This window comes from Fuchsiella alkaliacetigena (genome assembly GCF_023227765.1).
Taxonomy (GTDB): Bacteria; Bacillota; Halanaerobiia; order Halobacteroidales; family Acetohalobiaceae; genus Fuchsiella; species Fuchsiella alkaliacetigena.
Genome location: NZ_JALKBZ010000051.1, coordinates 1 through 15,843, shown reverse-complemented (window position 1 = coordinate 15,843; position 15,843 = coordinate 1). Strand labels below are relative to the sequence as shown.

The window sequence follows — 15,843 nt, the reverse complement described above, 5'->3', positions numbered from 1 at the left end:
GCGATTGCATCCTACACAATTGTAATCCTGTGAAATTGTGGTCTATAGTTAGTTTTGTATAGATTTTTATAAGCAGGAGAATATATGTCTAAAAAAAGAATATTGGTTCTGGCATTAGTTTTGGCTTTATTGTTAGCGGTTACAGGTACTGTATTTGCTGAAGAGGGAGATTCAGAGCAGTATGCAGTTGGTTTTTTAGCTTCATTTCCTAGCTATGGAATAAGCGGAGTGATGCAGTTAACTGATCAAATTTCGGTGCAAGGGATTTTAGGGCCTTTGGGTACGATTAGTACATATTCTTTGAGAGGAAGATATAACTTTCAAGAAGATGAGTATTGGCGAATGTATGGCTATGCCGGAGCTGGGATTTGGCGTTATGATTATACTACTACTAGTACTGAAACTTCCTTTGGTGTTGCTGGCGGAGCAGGATATGAGTATGATTGGCAAGCTTTTGATGAAGACTTTCCACCGTTAAGCAGTACTGTTGAATTAGGGATAGGTTTAGTTGATCTAGACTACTATGACTTTACTGCTATTACCTTTGGAGTAGGAACTCACTATAGATTTTAATATTTAACTTAGATTTTTTAAGGGCTGTGGAGAAAGTGGATTTTTCCATAGCTCTTTTTTTGTTGTTTTATTTTTTATGTTTATAAGATCATACAGGATAAAGATAGTATTAAGCAGAAATTATAATTATGCTTGTTGAGATTATTGTATACAATAGGAGTTGATAGTTGTGATTACAGATACTAAGGTAGTAGTCAAAGGAGCTGGCGACTTAGCTAGTGGGGTGATTTATTACTTAGCTCAAGCTGGCTTTCAGGTAGTAGCTACTGAGTTAGCTCAACCTTTGGTAGTGAGACGTACTGTTTCCTTTGCTGAAGCTATTTATCAGGGCTCCTTTGTAGTAGAGGGGGTAATGGCTAAAAAAGCGGTTGACTTTGGAGAAATAGAATCGGTACTTGAACAAGGCCAAGTACCAATCTTAGTTGATCCGCAGGCGGAGGTGATAAATTTTTGGCAGCCGCAGGTGGTGGTAGATGCTACTATGGCTAAAAGAAATCTGGGTACTGATATTGAGGATGCTCCTTTGGTGATTGCTCTGGGCCCGGGCTTTGAAGCTGCTTGCGATGCAGATATAGTAATTGAGACTAAGCGGGGTCATAATTTAGGTCGACTTATCTATAATGGTCAAGCGGAGGCTAATACCGGAGTGCCAGGTGAAATTGCTGGCTATACAGAGCAAAGAGTATTAAAGAGTCCTCACAAAGGTAACTTTAAGCCTGCTAAGGCTATCGGAGAAGAAATTGCTGCCGGAGAAGTTTTTGGTTATGTAGAGCAGTCGGCTGTGCAGGCTGAAGTTTCGGGAGTGATTCGAGGACTTTTGAAGTCAGGGGTTAGTGTTAAAGAAGGTACTAAGCTAGGAGATATAGATCCGCGAGGTAGAAAGAAAAACTGTTATACTATTTCTGATAAGGCACGTAGCTTAGGAGGAGCAATTTTGATGGCTATACTTGTTAATATTGATAATTGACTTTGAGATTAGAATTACTTATAATATAACATATAGCTAACATATTTTTCACATTAGTAGTTTGAGCTCTTAAAGTAGCTGTTTAAAGTTAATTAGTGGTATTTTTATAGAATTATCATAAAAATAAACTATAATTTTCATAAGATTTTCACGAAGGTCTTAGAAAATAGCAGGAAGAAATTTAACACTATAAGGAATGATACTTTTGACTTGAAATTTTCTTAAAAATTAAAAAATTCACAAAACTGTGGGGAGGTGTCGGGGATGATTAATAACTTTGAATACTTTAAACCCAGCCAAGTCAAGGATGTAGCTTCGCTTTTAAAGGCTTATGCTGATAATATTAAGGTTTTAGCTGGAGGCACAGATCTGCTTGTGGCTATGCAGGAAGGAGATTTAGCTCCTGATTACATAGTTGATATTAAAGGCTTAACTGATATTGATAGGATCAAATATGATAAGGAAAATCAAATCTTACGTTTAGGAGCAGCAACTTCTTTAAATGATATTGCTGCTTCAAAGGTGGTTCAAAAACATTGGCCGCTTTTAGCTGAAGCAGCCCAGACTGTAGGTTCTTATCAGCTTAGAAACAGGGCTACCATAGGTGGTAATCTCTGTAACTCTTCACCAGCAGCTGATACTTTAGCTCCGTTAGTAGCTTTAGAAGCAGAAGTGGAGATGGTGGGGTTGGAGGGGAGTCGAATAATGAAGGTCAAGGATTTTTTAGTGGGCCCGGGCCAGAATCGGTTGTCAACGGGAGAAATAGTAACTGAGCTTAGGCTGCCTAAGCCGTCAGGAGCAGTGAAAGGAAGGTATATCAAGCATTCACGAAGAAAAGCAGTAGATTTAGCTACTGTTGGAGTAGCTGTGATAGCAGAAGAGGGTGACTTAGGTTATCGTTTTAAAGTCGCTTTAGGAGCTGTAGCACCTACACCTATTAGAGCTTATCAAGCCGAAAAAATACTAAATGAAAGTGAGCTTAATGAAGATATAATTGATAAAGCAGTACAAGCTGCTGGAGAGGCTATTTTTCCAATTACTGATTTGCGAGCTAGTAAGGATTATAGATTGAAGATGGTTAAGGTACAGCTGAGAAGGGCTATTGAAAAAGTCATAGATTCTTGGGAATAGCTTAATCTTGTAGTGTAGGGGGGAAGAGCGATGAAGGAGAAGATAAAAGTAACGGTTAATGGGGAACTGAGAAGTGAAGAGGTTACTCCTAATCAAACTTTATTGAACTTTTTAAGAGAGGATTTAGACTTAACAGGAGCTAAGAATGGCTGTAATGAAGGGGAGTGTGGGGCCTGTACCGTTTTTTTGGAGGGAAAGGTAGTTAATGCCTGCTTGGTCTTGGCCATAGAGGCCGACGGTAAGGAAGTGGAGACTATTGAAGGTTTAGCTAGTGGGACAGAACTACATGAGTTACAACAGGCCTTTATTGATTATGCTGCCTTGCAGTGTGGCTACTGTACTCCGGGGATGATTATGTCGGCTAAGGCTTTATTGAATAGAAATCCTAATCCGACTCGAGAAGAGGTCAAGGAAGCTATTGCTGGCAATCTCTGTCGTTGTACAGGCTATGAAAAGATTATAGAGGCTATCATAGCTGTAGCTGAAAAAAATAGTTGATTTTTAAATATTAATTGATAGGAGAAAGGAGGAATAAGAATGGGGAAGGTAATTGGTAAAAGTGTAAATCGCAAAGATGGAGTTGAAAAGGTAACTGGAGCTGCTCGTTATGTAGATGATATGAAGTTCCCTAACTTATTACACGCCAAGGTATTAAGAAGCCCTTATGCTCACGCTAGAATTTTAGAGGTGGATACTTCCCGAGCTGAGGCGTTACCAGGAGTAAAGGCAGTAATTACTGGTCGCTGCTTTCCTAATATAACCGGTTTATACATAGGTGATAGAACGGTTTTGGCTCAGGAAAAGGTGAGGTATGTTGGTGATCCTGTGGCTGCTGTGGCTGCTGAAACTCCCGAGGTGGCTGAGCAGGCTGTGGAGTTAATTGAAGTGGAGTATGAGGAGTTGCCGGGACTGTTTAATCCTTGTGAAGCTATGCAGGAGGATGCTCCTTTGATTCATGAAAATATTAATCAGTACAATCATGCTGACTTTATAGATCCAGTGCCCGATAGTAATATTAGCAATCACTTCAAGTTAAGAAAAGGAGATGTGGAAGCAGCTTTTGCTGAAGCGGACTATATATTTGAAGATGAGTACCAAACACCGATGGTTCAACATGTACCTATTGAGACTCATTCTACTATAGCCCGTTATAATTTAGATGGTAAGCTGAAGATTTGGGCCAGTGCTCAGTCTCCCGATGCTTTAAGAGAACTGCTAGGGGTAATCTTTAATAAGCCTTTAAATCAGATTCAAGTGGAAACTGTTCCGATCGGGGGTGGTTTTGGTGGTAAGGCTGGCTTAACCCCGGAGACTCCGATAGCTATTTGCTTATCTTCCTTAGTTCGAGAGCGACCAGTGAAGCTGACTTATAGTCGTCAGGAGGAGTTTCATTGTGCTACGGTAAGGCCGGGAATCTATGCCAACTATAAAACTGGAGTTAAGGAGGACGGAGATATAGTTGCGCAGGAGATAGAGTATATTTGGGATGCTGGTGCTTATAATGATTACGCTGTAAATGTGACTAAGACTGGTGGTTATTCCTGTTCGGGCCCTTATGAAATTCCCAATGTCAAAGCTGACTCTTACTGTGTTTATACTAATCACCCGGTCAGCGGTGCTTATCGTGGCTTTGGTATGTGTGAAGTTCACTGGGGAATTGAGCAGCATCTAGATAGTATTGCTGAAGAACTAGGTTTATCGCCTTTGGAGATCAGACTGAAAAATGCCTTGCAGGATGGCTCGCTGACGGTGACTAGTGAAGTAATGCAGGATGTAGCTTATAGTGAATGTTTAGAAGTGACTGCTGAACAGATAGAATTAGAGAAAGAAGAAGAGAGTACTAGTCCTACTAAGCTAAGAGGTAAGGGAATTGCTGGCGCTTATAAGGGCCCTTCTACTCCGCCTAATGCTTCTTCCAGTGCTTTAATTCAGATTCTGGCTGATGGAAGTATCAATCTAATAATTACTGCTACCGAGATGGGACAGGGGACTTATACTTCTTTGGCTCAGATTGCTGCTGAAACCTTGGGAGTTGCTATTGATGATATTAATGTCTCTACTCCTAATACTGACTATACCCCTCACGACTGGCAGACAGTAGGGAGTAGGACCGTTTTTTCTACTGGTAATGCCGTAGTTAGAGCAGCAGAAGATGCTAGAGAGCAGCTTTTTGATTATGCAGCTGAGGATTTAGGAGTAGAAGCAGCAGATTTAGATATTGAAGAAGGAATTATCTTTGATACTACTGAGCCGGCTAATGAAGATAAGCGAGTACCGATTAGTAAGTATGCTTTGGGTTTGCAGTATGCCGATGGTAGTGGTCGAGGTGGACAGGTTATCGGTCGCGGTATATATATGCCGGAGGGAATTACTAATTTGGATGAATATGGACAAGGCAAGACCGTTAATCACTGGACCTTTGGTTGTCATGGAGCTGAGGTGGAGGTGGATACTGAAACCGGTCAGGTGGAGGTTTTGAAGATGACTACCACCTTTGATTTAGGTAAGGTGATTAACCCTCAATTAGCTGAAGGACAGTTAGAGGGAGGACTAGTTCAGGGTTACGGTACGGCTATCTTGGAAGAGTTGATTATTGAAGAAGGTGAGGTACTCAATAATTCATTTGTGGACTATAAGATTCCGACGGCTATGGATATTCCTGAAATTAAGAGTAATATGTTGGAGACGGCTTTGGAGGAGGGCCCTTATGGAGCTCGCGGAATTGGTGAACCAGCTATGATTCCAGCTGCCCCAGCAATTGCTAATGCTGTCTATGATGCTATTGGAGTTAGAATTAAGGAGCTGCCAATTACTCCGGAGAAAATTTTGCAGGCTTTGGCTGAGAAAGAAAGTAAGGGCTAATTAAAAAAATAGGGAATAGATAAAATGCTATTCTCGTTTATATAGATCAGTTTGTGGTGCTAATTGGAGGCTTAGTTTAATAGATAGATTGTTGCGTTAAGAGCAAATGATAAATGATAGATGACAAAGGACAAATAAAGTTCAAGAGATAAAGGTCAAGTTCTATTTGACACAGACTAAGTGATGACTAAAACATGACTAAAACGTAAAATCATAAAAACTTTTGAAACCACGAATAAAACCTAAAGTTTTAATTCAAGCTTAATTTTAATATGGTTCTAAATTTTTGATTTTATGTTTTAAGATCTAGTCAGAACTTAGTCAGATTTTAGTCAGTGTCAAACCGCCCTTGATCTTGACTTTGAACTTCAACTATCCACTATACGCTGTAAACTGTAAACTAATGAAACAAAACATTAATATAACTTCAATTAGCACATAAGTTCAGGTCAAGATTTTAAATTTAAAGGAGGTTAAAAATATGAATAGTGAAACTGTGCAGTCAACAGAGATGGATAAGCCGAGTTTGCGTCAGGATAACTTATCCGCTCCCGGGAAACTGATTTTAGCTGTTCAGCATATGTTTGCTATGTTTGGAGCTACGATCTTAGTTCCCGCTTTAACTGGTTTAGACCCTTCGGTGGCTTTATTTACTTCGGGAGTGGGTACTTTAATCTTTCATTTGATTACTCGAGGAAAGGTGCCGGCTTATTTGGGTTCTTCCTTTGCCTTTATTGCGCCGATTATTGCTGCCAGTGAAGGTTATGGAGTGGCGGGAGCAATGATAGGTTGCTTTGTAATTGGAATTATTTACACTATAGTTTCAATAATAATTGCTAAGGCGGGGACTGGATTTATCGATAGGTATTTGCCGCCAATAGTGGTAGGGCCCGTAATTATTACTATCGGTTTAGGTTTAGCTCCGGTAGCTAAAGATATGTCTATGGGGCATCTGCCTACAGCTTTCTTTACCTTATTTGTAGCAATTGCAGTTAGTGTATTTGGTAAGGGTTTAATTAAAGTAATCCCTGTTTTGATAGGAATTATTTGTGGTTATATCTTTGCTGCTTTTGTGGGTTTAGTGGACTTTTCTATAGTGCAAGAAGCTGCTTGGGTATCAATACCTAACTTTACTTTCTTTGTAACGGAAGATATTGGAGCTAGCTTACCGGCTATTACTATTGTAGCTCCGATTGCTGTAGTGACTATGGTAGAGCATTTGGGAGATGTAATTGCTCTAGGAGGTACGGTAGATAGAGACTTTATTAATGATCCTGGCTTACATAGAACTTTGCTAGGTGACGGAATAGCTACTACCTTTGCTTCCTTATTTGGAGGGCCGCCGAATACTACTTATGGTGAAAACATAGGAGTTTTGGCTATTACTAAGGTTTATAACCCTTTCATAATTGAATTAGCTGCTATAGTAGTGTTAGTATTCAGCTTTGTTGATAAGTTAGGAGCTTTAATTCGCTCCATTCCAGAACCGGTAATGGGAGGAGTAGTAATCTTACTCTTCGGAATGATTGCTGTAGTAGGTTTGAGAACTTTGATTGATAATAAAGTAGATTTAAATAGCAATCGAAATTTAGTTATTGTGTCTACTATTTTAGTCATTGGAGTTAGTGGCTTACCAGTTTCTATTCCAATGCTAGGAATAGAACTAGAAGGAATGGGCTTAGCGGCTATTATAGGTATTTTATTAAATATTATCTTACCTATGCCCCAAGAAGTTGAAGAGGCCTAGCATTTAATAAATTAATACGCTTTACTTTTCTCCCTTATCTACTTAAGTATTGAGTGGATAGGGGAGTTTCTTTTAGAATGAACTGTGTTGACAAGAATTATAATCTCTGATAGGTTATTGTTGAGCATATTAGTTTAAATTGATAGATAATGAAATTTTGGGGGAGTTTGGAATGGAGCTAACAAATAAAATAGGAATTACAGTTGCAGAAATCTTAGAGTTAGAAGCCTTTAAAGGTACTAACTTGGTTGCTGGAGCAGCAGGAATTGATAATAGTATTAAACAGGTTAATATTATGGAGGTGCCTGATATTTCCCAGTGGGTTAAAGAGGGAGAGTTGTTATTGACTACAGCTTATTCGATCAAGGATGATTGTGAAGCTTTAAGTAACTTAATACCTAAGTTAGCGGAAAAGAATTTAGCCGGTTTAGCAATTAAGACAGGTAGATATATTGAGAAGATTCCAGAGTTGATGATTAATCAGGCTAATCGATTAGACTTTCCTTTATTAGAGCTTCCTTATGCTGCTTCATTTTCGGAATTAATTAAACCAGTTTTAAGTGAAATTCTCAATGTTCAAGCTAGCTTCTTAAGGAAATCTTTAAGTATGCACGAAGATATGATGAATGTAGTGTTAAAAGGGGGAGGTCTAAATGAAATAGCTGAAAATTTAAGCAGCTTAATTGCTAATCCAGTATTAATTGTGGATGCTGAGTTTAAGGTGTTATCCTGGGCCCGAGCCGATAATAAATTATTTTCACTAGCAGACTTAGTTAATCAGAAAGCTAAAGAGGAAGATTTCACTATAGAAAGCTTCGGTAGCTATTATCTTTCCAAATCCTTAATTAAAGAGGATAGATCAGTAGGTAGATTTAAACGTACCGAAGTGGAAATAAACGATAAAAAGCTATTGCAGATGTCTTTACCTATTATTGGTGGTGGAAAAGTACAAGGCTATATTTTTACCTGGGAGTTAAATAGTCAGTTTAAGAAAGTAGATTTGTTAGCTATTGAACGCTCCTCGACAGTAGCTGCTTTGGAGATGATGAACCAACAGGCTATCTTTGAGGTGGAACGTAGATATCAGAATGAACTGCTCTTTGATATTCTCAACGGTAGATTTGATTCGCGGACTACTATTAACGATCGAGCTGTTTCGATGGGTTGGGAACTTAATCAAGCTTATGCTGTGTTGATTTTTGATCTGAGTAATGGATTAGCTAACTTGGATTTTGACCAGAAAAGAATCCAAGAGTTGAGATCTAAAATTTTAACTGAGCTAAACTCTTATTTTAAGAGCTTTTCTGCTCAGCAACTAATCTTAGGTGATAGGGGAACTAATATAATTATGCTTTATTCAGCTCAGGATTTTTTAGAACAAGGATTAGCTAAACAGGAGATTAAAGAAAAAATAGAGGAATTTATTCGAAAATTAATCAAGATTATTCAAAGAATTTTAACTGGGAAGGTAGTAGTGGGAGTAGGAAACTACTATCAAGACATCCAAAAATTGCAGGATAGTTATGAGGAAGCTCGTAGTGTTTTAAAGGTAGTGCAGGATATTAACTTCTCTAAACAAGTACACTTTTTTGAAGAGCTAGGTGTGTATAGATTAATTTATAATCTAAGTCCTACTGAAATAGATTCTTTTTTGGCAGATACTATTCAACCTCTTTTAGAGTATGACCAGCAGAATAATACGGATTTTATTAATACTCTAAAGGAGTATTTTAGATGTAATGGTAACTTAAAAAAGATTTCCGAGAAGCTATTTTTACACTATAATAGTGTTTTGTATCGAATCAAAAGAATTCAAGAGATACTAAATGTAAATCTTAATGACCATGAAAAAAGATTGAGTCTAGAAATGGGATTGAAGCTGTTGGATTTTTATGATTAGAGGCTTATTTAGAATCTGATAATTATAGAGTTGTTCTAGTGGGAGGTTATATTTTAGGGTAATTGATAAAATGCTAAAAAACTCCCACTTTTAAACTTTTATTTTCTTTTTATTAAGTTAGCTACTCGCTCTCCAAAGTCTTTTTCCTGCAAACAGCGGTCAACTAATTTTTCACGGTAAAAATTAAAGGTTTTTAAAGTTTCTTTTTCTAGATATTCATTTTCCTTAATCATTTCAGCCAAATGGATTAGCTTATTAGCTGCTTTCCTTCTCTCAGTTTCGCTAGACCATTCAATTTCTTCTAAGTCCCTATTGTCTACATCTTCTAAATCTTCAAGTTCATCTATTTTCATTACTTGGTTTAGTTTTTCTTCCTTTTTTTCTTTTTCCTTTCTGATCTTTTCAACTTCTTCTTTTAGTTGATCTATCTGTTTTTTCATTGTTTCTTTATCTAAAGTTGTATCTTTCTTAACTACCTCTTTAACTATCTTATCAATATCTTTTTCATTTTCTATTCTTGATAATACCTCTTCAACTTTATCGTTAATATTATTTTTCATTTTACTTCGCCCCCTCACTTTAAAGGAAATTAGCTTCTAATAATCATATTTCATTAAAAATTGACTAATTCCTGCTTGAAATTTAATTTAGAAAATATTAGCTTTATATTTGATATTTTTGCTTAGCAAAGTAATCTTATATGTAATTATAACAAATCAATCTAAAAATAATCTAAAAAATTATAATATATTGTGAGAAAAAAGCTTCTAGATAAAATATCCAGAGGTTTAAGTTTTCGATTTCTAATATAATAAGTTCTTCATTTAAAACGAAAAACCTTGCTAAAAATTAATAATTTTCTGAAAATTAATAAAAAATTGAGTAGATTAGTTTATGACTTTTTCTCTTTGGTTCTCAGGGTGTTGGGAATAGAGCATGTTATACTGATTTTCAAAGGGGTGAGAAAGATGGGAGATAAATCATTAGTTGTTTCCGATTACGGGGTATTTATAGGTAAAAAGAGTGAACGAGTAGTACTTAAGAAGAAAAAAGAAGTACTTAAAGAGATTCCCTTTTTTAAGTTAAAAGAGATTTTGATAACCACTCCGGCAGTTTCACTTTCTTCAGCCTTGGTTAATGAGTGTGCTAAGGCAGGGATACAGATTGATTTTGTAGCTTATAATGGCCAGCATCTAGCTAAACTGGTTCCTTCAGCTATGTCGGGAACGGTTAAAACTCGGCGCCAACAGTTACTTGCTTATCAAGACGAACGGGGAATAAGACTTTCAATTGCTTTTGCTAAAGGAAAAATAGAGAATCAACTGGTTTTGCTTAAGTATTTGGCCAAGTATCGCAAAAAGCAGGATAGAGAGTTGTATAAACTAATTTATAAGCAGCTTGATAAAATTAAGAAGATTAAGAAAGAGTTAGCTGAGATAGAAGGTCAGCAAATAGATGAGGTGCGAGAGTATATATTATCTATCGAAGGTCGAGCAGCTAAGCAGTACTGGCAAGTAGTAAAAAAGGTGATTCCAAAGGAAATTGATTTTCCTGGACGTAAAGGACGAGGGGCTAATGATTTAGTAAACTCCCTTTTAAACTATGGTTATGGGATTCTTTATTCAAGAGTGAGCAGTGCTATTTTAAGAGCTGGCTTAGATCAGTTCGCAGGCTTTTTACATGCCGATCGTCCCGGTAAGCCTTCTTTGGTATTAGACTTAATAGAGGAGTTTAGACAGACGGTAGTAGATAAAACGGTAATCGGTTTACTCAACCAAGGGATGAATTTTGAGTTGGAAAAAGGGCAGTTAGCTGATGATTGTCGACACAAATTTGCCGATAAAGTTTTAGGGAGATTGAAGAGTAAAGAACGCTATGAAGGTAAGAAGTATAGACTTGAAGTTATTTTGCAACGCCAGGCTAGAAGTATTGCTGCTTATTTGCGGGGAAAAAGAGAGTATCAGCCTTTTGTAAGTGGGTGGTAGGATGCATGTTTTACTTATTTATGACATCTCTAACGATAGGATTAGAAATAAGGTAGCTGAAACCTGCAAAGATTATGCTTTAAAAAGAATTCAATGGAGTGCTTTTTTAGGACAGTTGAGCCATAATCGGCGGGAGGAGTTGATGTTAAAAGTAAGTAAAATTTTAGGAGATGAGACGGGAAATATTCAGCTTTATCCTATTTGTAGTAAGGATATTAAGCTTCAACGAGAGATAGACAGGTGATAAAGATGTTAAAAATTAAGGTGACTGATGTGAAGCAGTTTATGTACTGTCAGCGAATTATTTACTTCACTTACTGTATGCCGCTATCGGTTAAAAAAACCTACAAGATGGATTACGGTAAGGATAAACATGAGCGAGTCGAAGAGTTGGAAAAGCGACGGACTCTACAGAGGTATGGCTTAGAAGAGGGAGAAAAAAGATGCGGGATAGATCTTTATTCTGCCAGACTAGCTTTGAGAGGGAAGATGGATTTATTAGTAGTTAAGGAGGATGAGTATATTCCTATTGAATTAAAGTATTCCACTAGAAAACCAAGGCTGAATCATAAGTATCAGTTAGCTGCTTATGGGCTGTTAATTGAAGATCAGTACCAGACTTCAATCAGAAAAGGTTTAATCCATCTGATTCCTAATAAAGAGACTTTTGAAGTGGAAATGACTTCTAATTTGCGGAAAAAGGTAAAGGAGATCATTAATAAGATCAGGGAGTTGATAGAGTTGGAATTAATGCCGGAAGCAACACAGGAGCGAGGGAAATGTAGGGGCTGTGAATATCGAAATTTCTGTGGTGATGTGTAATGTACTTTTTAACTGAAGAAGAAAAGCAGAAGCTAGTGAGAGGACTTTTACCCAAGTCACGACAGAGTGAGGTGGTCGAAGATTTACGAGGCTGGAACTGGAACCAACCTCCTTTAGAGCCTATTTATGAACAAAGATTAGGGTTATTTGAGATTGCTGGTAAGTACTGCCCGACAGGTAGAGATCTTTATTTACGGAAGGTGGAAGGAATAGGAGTGAAGTGGAATCAGGCTATGATTCGGGGGAGCATTTTTCATAATACATTAGCGGAGCTGTTGATTAGGGCTAAGAAACTTACTTATTTACACGGGGTTAATGGATTAAGCAAGATAATAAAAGAACTAGAAGTGCCTAGTTTTAAAGCTTTGCAAAAATGGCAGGAGGGAATTGAAGAAAGTTTTTATCAGCAGTTAAAAGAGAAAATAGAGCTACTGTGGAGCTTTGAGTGTAATCGTTTAGTTTTTAGAATTCAGGATTTATTAGCTAAACAGCCTTATATAAACGAAGATTCTCTGGTTAATATGGCTATTCCTATTACTGTAGAACATAAATTAGACGGTTCTTTTTTAGGCTTAAGCCCTCATCTCAGCGCGGATGCCCTCAATTTTTCGGAGCCAATGATCCTTGATTTAAAGTTTGGTAAACCGAGAGACTTTCATAAATTGACTACTACTGGCTATGCACTGGTGATGGAGTCGGTTTATTCCTTTCCGGTAACTATTGGCGCAATTATTTATCCAGAGTTTAAGGAGGAGCGCTTGGTAATTAAAAGGGACTTTCACCTGATAGATGATGAACTGCGCCAGTGGTTTATTGAAGAGCGGGATGAAAAGATGAGAATGGTGTCGGAAGGGATTGATCCTGGGGTTGCTGAGAACTGCTATCAAGACTGTCCTTATTACAAGGAGTGCCATTAAAAATGAAAAGAAAGTATTGTGCTAAGTGTGATCTTTGGTACTGGACTCCGCAGGGGAAGCAGGAGTTAGAAGACTGTCCTTTTTGTTCTTTAGGAGAGATTAAAGAGGATAATTTAGCAATTAGAGATAAAAGATTTTTAAAAAGTGAAGAGTTACAAAGGTAGGCAATGTATAATTTTAGAGGTATCAGAAAGTTTTCCCAGAAGGTTATTAAATATATAGATAAAGGAGGGATTTTGATGTCAGAATTAGCAGGAAAAGTAGGAAGGTTAATTGAATTTGTTACTTTGCTTGATGGGAAGTATGCTATTTATAGCAGACAAGATATAATGGATAGACTAGGGATATCTGAGAGTAGTTTTTATCGGTATCGAACTGTGTTGGAGGAGGCCGGAGTAATCATTGATTGTATAGAAGGGTGTTATAAGATTCGAGGTGACTGTCGGGTTGAAATTAAAGACTTGAGTATTCCTGAAGCTTTGGCCTTGATAGTGGGGAGTAATGCTTTGCTCAATGATGGTGATATTACTTATTTTAAACAGATGAAGCTGGCTACAGCCAAAATCAAGAAAGAGTTATCTGAAGATCTAATTGAGCTGGCAACTAAGTTGGAAGAAAGGGTTAATATTGATCTGAAGCTATTGGTTAAAAATAATGTTGAAGTGATCAATACTATAGATCAGGCTATTAGAGAAGAGGTAAACTTGTGGATTAAGTATTATACATATACTCGGGATGAAATAAGCGAACGGGTATTATCTCCTTATGTGATCGATTGTAGAAATGGTTTTTTGTACTTGATTGCTTATTGTCATTGGCGAGATGAGGTTAAAGTATTCCGGATAGACCGGATTAAAGAGATCGAGGTAACAGAGGATGAGTTCAAATATCCTGATGATTTTTCGCTTAAAGACTATTTGGGAGATGCTTGGGGTGTAGAACGCAGGAAAGAGACTTTAGAAGTTAAGGTTAAATTTAAGGAAAAACTGGCTAGATGGATTAAGGGAAATAAGTATCATCCTAGCCAGGAAGTAGAGGAGTTACCTGATGGGAGTTTATTAGTTACTGTGGAGACCTGTAGTAAAAATGAGATTAAGAAGTGGATTCTGGGATTTGGGAAGTATGCTGAAGTGCTTGCGCCGGAGAGTTTGAAGGAGGAGATTATAGCTGAGATTGAGGAAATGAGAAGGTTTTATCTATAGAATACTAAAAAGAGAGTAGCTGTTGAGATGATCTCTCCTACTTTTTTCTTTGGTGTTGGTGTAATTTGGGCTATTATTTACGTAACGATAAGGTTTGTGCCTGTTCTTATTTATATAATTTGTGATTTATTTAGAGTTTTAATTCTTGAACTGGGTAGTGCATCTATTGAAGGGTTGAAGGAGGGGAAGGACAAATCTGAAGATTAGCCTTATAAACTTAAAGATAGTGATTTTTTGGAAAATAATAATAATTTCAAGCAGGAATTATAGGTTAATTCTAGAAGTAAATTAAGTAGAGCTAAATAGTTTTTTCGCAAACTGGGTGAAAATTAGGCTTTGAAGGTGCTTGGTAATAGAACTAGTCAGTTCTTAGATTTCGGTTGAAGCCTGTTATTTCAAGGGATAAGCGGATTTCGCAAACCCCCCGGGTTTTGCTGCAAGATTCAGTTTGCGAAAGTTTGCTCAGGATTTGAGGTTGGCGAAGTGTTCTGATCCTTGATATGATAGGGATTGTATTTTGTGATTTTCGCGGTTACAACGACTACTCCGTTAAGTAGGAGACTGAAAGACAAAATCGCGGTGGAAACTACTACTGCAGTTAGGAGTTACAACGACTACTCCGTTAAGTAGGAGACTGAAAGTTATACTCAACATTTTCATTTATTTCAACTAAAGCGGGGTTACAACGACTACTCCGTTAAGTAGGAGACTGAAAGGTTTCAATATAATACCAACCCGAAAATTCAAAAGCTCGTTACAACGACTACTCCGTTAAGTAGGAGACTGAAAGTAGTATCATAAATTGCTATTTCTTTGTCGCCCCAACTTTGTTACAACGACTACTCCGTTAAGTAGGAGACTGAAAGATTCTTCCATATCACGACCAGCAGCTTCACCTAACAAGTTACAACGACTACTCCGTTAAGTAGGAGACTGAAAGAAAGTTCCAGTCCCGCCCCCTAGTGAAGCTGTAATGTTACAACGACTACTCCGTTAAGTAGGAGACTGAAAGGTGATTACGAAATTAGTGTGTATCATCCTGATTTTGTTACAACGACTACTCCGTTAAGTAGGAGACTGAAGATACTGAAGGAGACCTAGGTGATCTTGAGATTTGATCATTTTTGAATTTCATATAATTTTGATGTATAATATGTATGAAGGAGTTGATGATGATGAGAACTACCTTAAATATTTCTGAGGAAGTAATGAAAGAAGCGGAAGAATTATATAAAGCTAATAGTAAATCAGCAATGGTTGAAAATGCTCTAAAGGATGCCATACGTTTTAAGAAGATGCAAGAACTTATGAAATTAAAAGGAAAAATAGAGTTTGATGAAGAAGCTATTGAAAATTTAAGGAGTGCAGAAATTGCAGAAAACAAAAATAATAGTTGATACTTCAATCTGGATTGAATATTTTAAAAACAGCCCTGAAGTAGTAGCTGTAATAGAAGAAAATTTAATAGAAAATAATATATTTGTAGCGGGCCCTATTATTTCTGAACTACTTCAGGGGGTAAAGTCAGAAAAAGAATATGAAAAGTTACTTAACTGCATAGACGCTATTCCGTTTTTAGAAGGAAAGGTGCAGGATTGGAAGAAAGCAGGAAAGATATCTTTTAATTTAAGAAGGAAAGGGATAACTATTCCCTTGACAGATCACTAGCATTGCATAAAAAATATTTTCATTTGTCAAGGGTAAATTTTTATTAATTATATATCCCTTAAATGTAAA

Annotated in this window: 16 protein-coding genes and 1 CRISPR repeat array; of the genes, 15 read left to right on the top strand and 1 reads right to left on the bottom strand. The window is 37.2% G+C overall.

Annotation, left to right across the window (positions count from 1 at the left end):
- The first annotated feature begins 84 nt into the window (after positions 1 to 84).
- The 7 genes from MWH30_RS11630 to MWH30_RS11600 all read left to right on the top strand — a co-directional run bounded on the left by MWH30_RS11630 (position 85) and on the right by MWH30_RS11600 (position 9,180).
- Positions 85 to 573 (top strand): porin family protein, encoded by a 489-nt coding sequence (locus MWH30_RS11630; RefSeq protein ID WP_248664258.1) that lies wholly within the window; start codon positions 85 to 87, stop codon positions 571 to 573.
- Positions 574 to 742: 169 nt separating this feature from the next.
- The gene (gene yqeB, locus MWH30_RS11625) at positions 743 to 1,540 is read left to right on the top strand and encodes a selenium-dependent molybdenum cofactor biosynthesis protein YqeB (protein WP_248664257.1); all 798 of its coding nucleotides are present in this window, start codon (positions 743 to 745) and stop codon (positions 1,538 to 1,540) included.
- Positions 1,541 to 1,804: 264 nt separating this feature from the next.
- Complete coding sequence (locus MWH30_RS11620) at positions 1,805 to 2,671, top strand: FAD binding domain-containing protein (protein ID WP_248664256.1); 867 nt, start codon at positions 1,805 to 1,807, stop codon at positions 2,669 to 2,671.
- Between the two features lie 30 nt (positions 2,672 to 2,701).
- The gene (locus MWH30_RS11615) at positions 2,702 to 3,169 is read left to right on the top strand and encodes a (2Fe-2S)-binding protein (protein ID WP_248664255.1); all 468 of its coding nucleotides are present in this window, start codon (positions 2,702 to 2,704) and stop codon (positions 3,167 to 3,169) included.
- A 39-nt stretch (positions 3,170 to 3,208) separates the two neighbouring features.
- The gene (locus tag MWH30_RS11610) at positions 3,209 to 5,533 is read left to right on the top strand and encodes a xanthine dehydrogenase family protein molybdopterin-binding subunit (RefSeq protein WP_248664254.1); all 2,325 of its coding nucleotides are present in this window, start codon (positions 3,209 to 3,211) and stop codon (positions 5,531 to 5,533) included.
- Positions 5,534 to 6,014: 481 nt separating this feature from the next.
- Positions 6,015 to 7,280: a uracil-xanthine permease family protein gene (locus MWH30_RS11605; RefSeq protein ID WP_308221617.1), complete on the top strand. Its 1,266-nt coding sequence runs from the start codon at positions 6,015 to 6,017 to the stop codon at positions 7,278 to 7,280.
- 172 nt (positions 7,281 to 7,452) lie between these two features.
- A complete protein-coding gene (locus tag MWH30_RS11600) occupies positions 7,453 to 9,180 on the top strand; it encodes a PucR family transcriptional regulator ligand-binding domain-containing protein (RefSeq protein WP_248664253.1) in 1,728 nt (575 codons plus the stop codon).
- Positions 9,181 to 9,278: 98 nt separating this feature from the next.
- Here MWH30_RS11600 and MWH30_RS11595 read toward each other — a convergent pair whose 3' ends face one another.
- On the bottom strand, positions 9,279 to 9,740 hold the full coding sequence (locus tag MWH30_RS11595; protein WP_248664252.1) for a hypothetical protein: 462 nt from the start codon (positions 9,738 to 9,740) through the stop codon (positions 9,279 to 9,281).
- Positions 9,741 to 10,148: 408 nt separating this feature from the next.
- Between MWH30_RS11595 and cas1 the strand changes: the two genes are divergently transcribed.
- The 8 genes from cas1 (at position 10,149) to MWH30_RS11555 (ending at position 15,774) form a co-directional block, all read left to right on the top strand.
- The gene (cas1, locus tag MWH30_RS11590; RefSeq protein ID WP_248664251.1) at positions 10,149 to 11,165 is read left to right on the top strand and encodes a CRISPR-associated endonuclease Cas1; all 1,017 of its coding nucleotides are present in this window, start codon (positions 10,149 to 10,151) and stop codon (positions 11,163 to 11,165) included.
- Position 11,166: 1 nt separating this feature from the next.
- Entirely contained in the window at positions 11,167 to 11,409 is a 243-nt protein-coding gene (cas2, locus tag MWH30_RS11585; RefSeq protein ID WP_248664250.1) for a CRISPR-associated endonuclease Cas2, read from the top strand.
- Between the two features lie 5 nt (positions 11,410 to 11,414).
- Entirely contained in the window at positions 11,415 to 11,987 is a 573-nt protein-coding gene (cas4, locus tag MWH30_RS11580; protein ID WP_248664249.1) for a CRISPR-associated protein Cas4, read from the top strand.
- A complete protein-coding gene (cas4a, locus tag MWH30_RS11575; protein ID WP_248664248.1) occupies positions 11,987 to 12,904 on the top strand; it encodes a type I-A CRISPR-associated protein Cas4/Csa1 in 918 nt (305 codons plus the stop codon). Before cas4 ends, cas4a begins: the two co-directional genes overlap by 1 nt.
- A 2-nt stretch (positions 12,905 to 12,906) precedes the next feature.
- Positions 12,907 to 13,068: a hypothetical protein gene (locus tag MWH30_RS11570; RefSeq protein WP_248664247.1), complete on the top strand. Its 162-nt coding sequence runs from the start codon at positions 12,907 to 12,909 to the stop codon at positions 13,066 to 13,068.
- A 75-nt stretch (positions 13,069 to 13,143) separates the two neighbouring features.
- Positions 13,144 to 14,106 (top strand): helix-turn-helix transcriptional regulator, encoded by a 963-nt coding sequence (locus MWH30_RS11565; protein ID WP_248664246.1) that lies wholly within the window; start codon positions 13,144 to 13,146, stop codon positions 14,104 to 14,106.
- Positions 14,107 to 14,637: 531 nt separating this feature from the next.
- A CRISPR array of direct repeats spans positions 14,638 to 15,190; the repeat unit is 37 nt; unit sequence GTTACAACGACTACTCCGTTAAGTAGGAGACTGAAAG.
- Positions 15,191 to 15,281: 91 nt separating this feature from the next.
- Complete coding sequence (locus MWH30_RS11560; protein ID WP_248664245.1) at positions 15,282 to 15,503, top strand: type II toxin-antitoxin system VapB family antitoxin; 222 nt, start codon at positions 15,282 to 15,284, stop codon at positions 15,501 to 15,503.
- Positions 15,478 to 15,774 (top strand): PIN domain-containing protein, encoded by a 297-nt coding sequence (locus MWH30_RS11555; protein WP_248664244.1) that lies wholly within the window; start codon positions 15,478 to 15,480, stop codon positions 15,772 to 15,774. The genes MWH30_RS11560 and MWH30_RS11555 overlap by 26 nt, the downstream gene beginning before the upstream one ends.
- Positions 15,775 to 15,843: the final 69 nt, after the last annotated feature.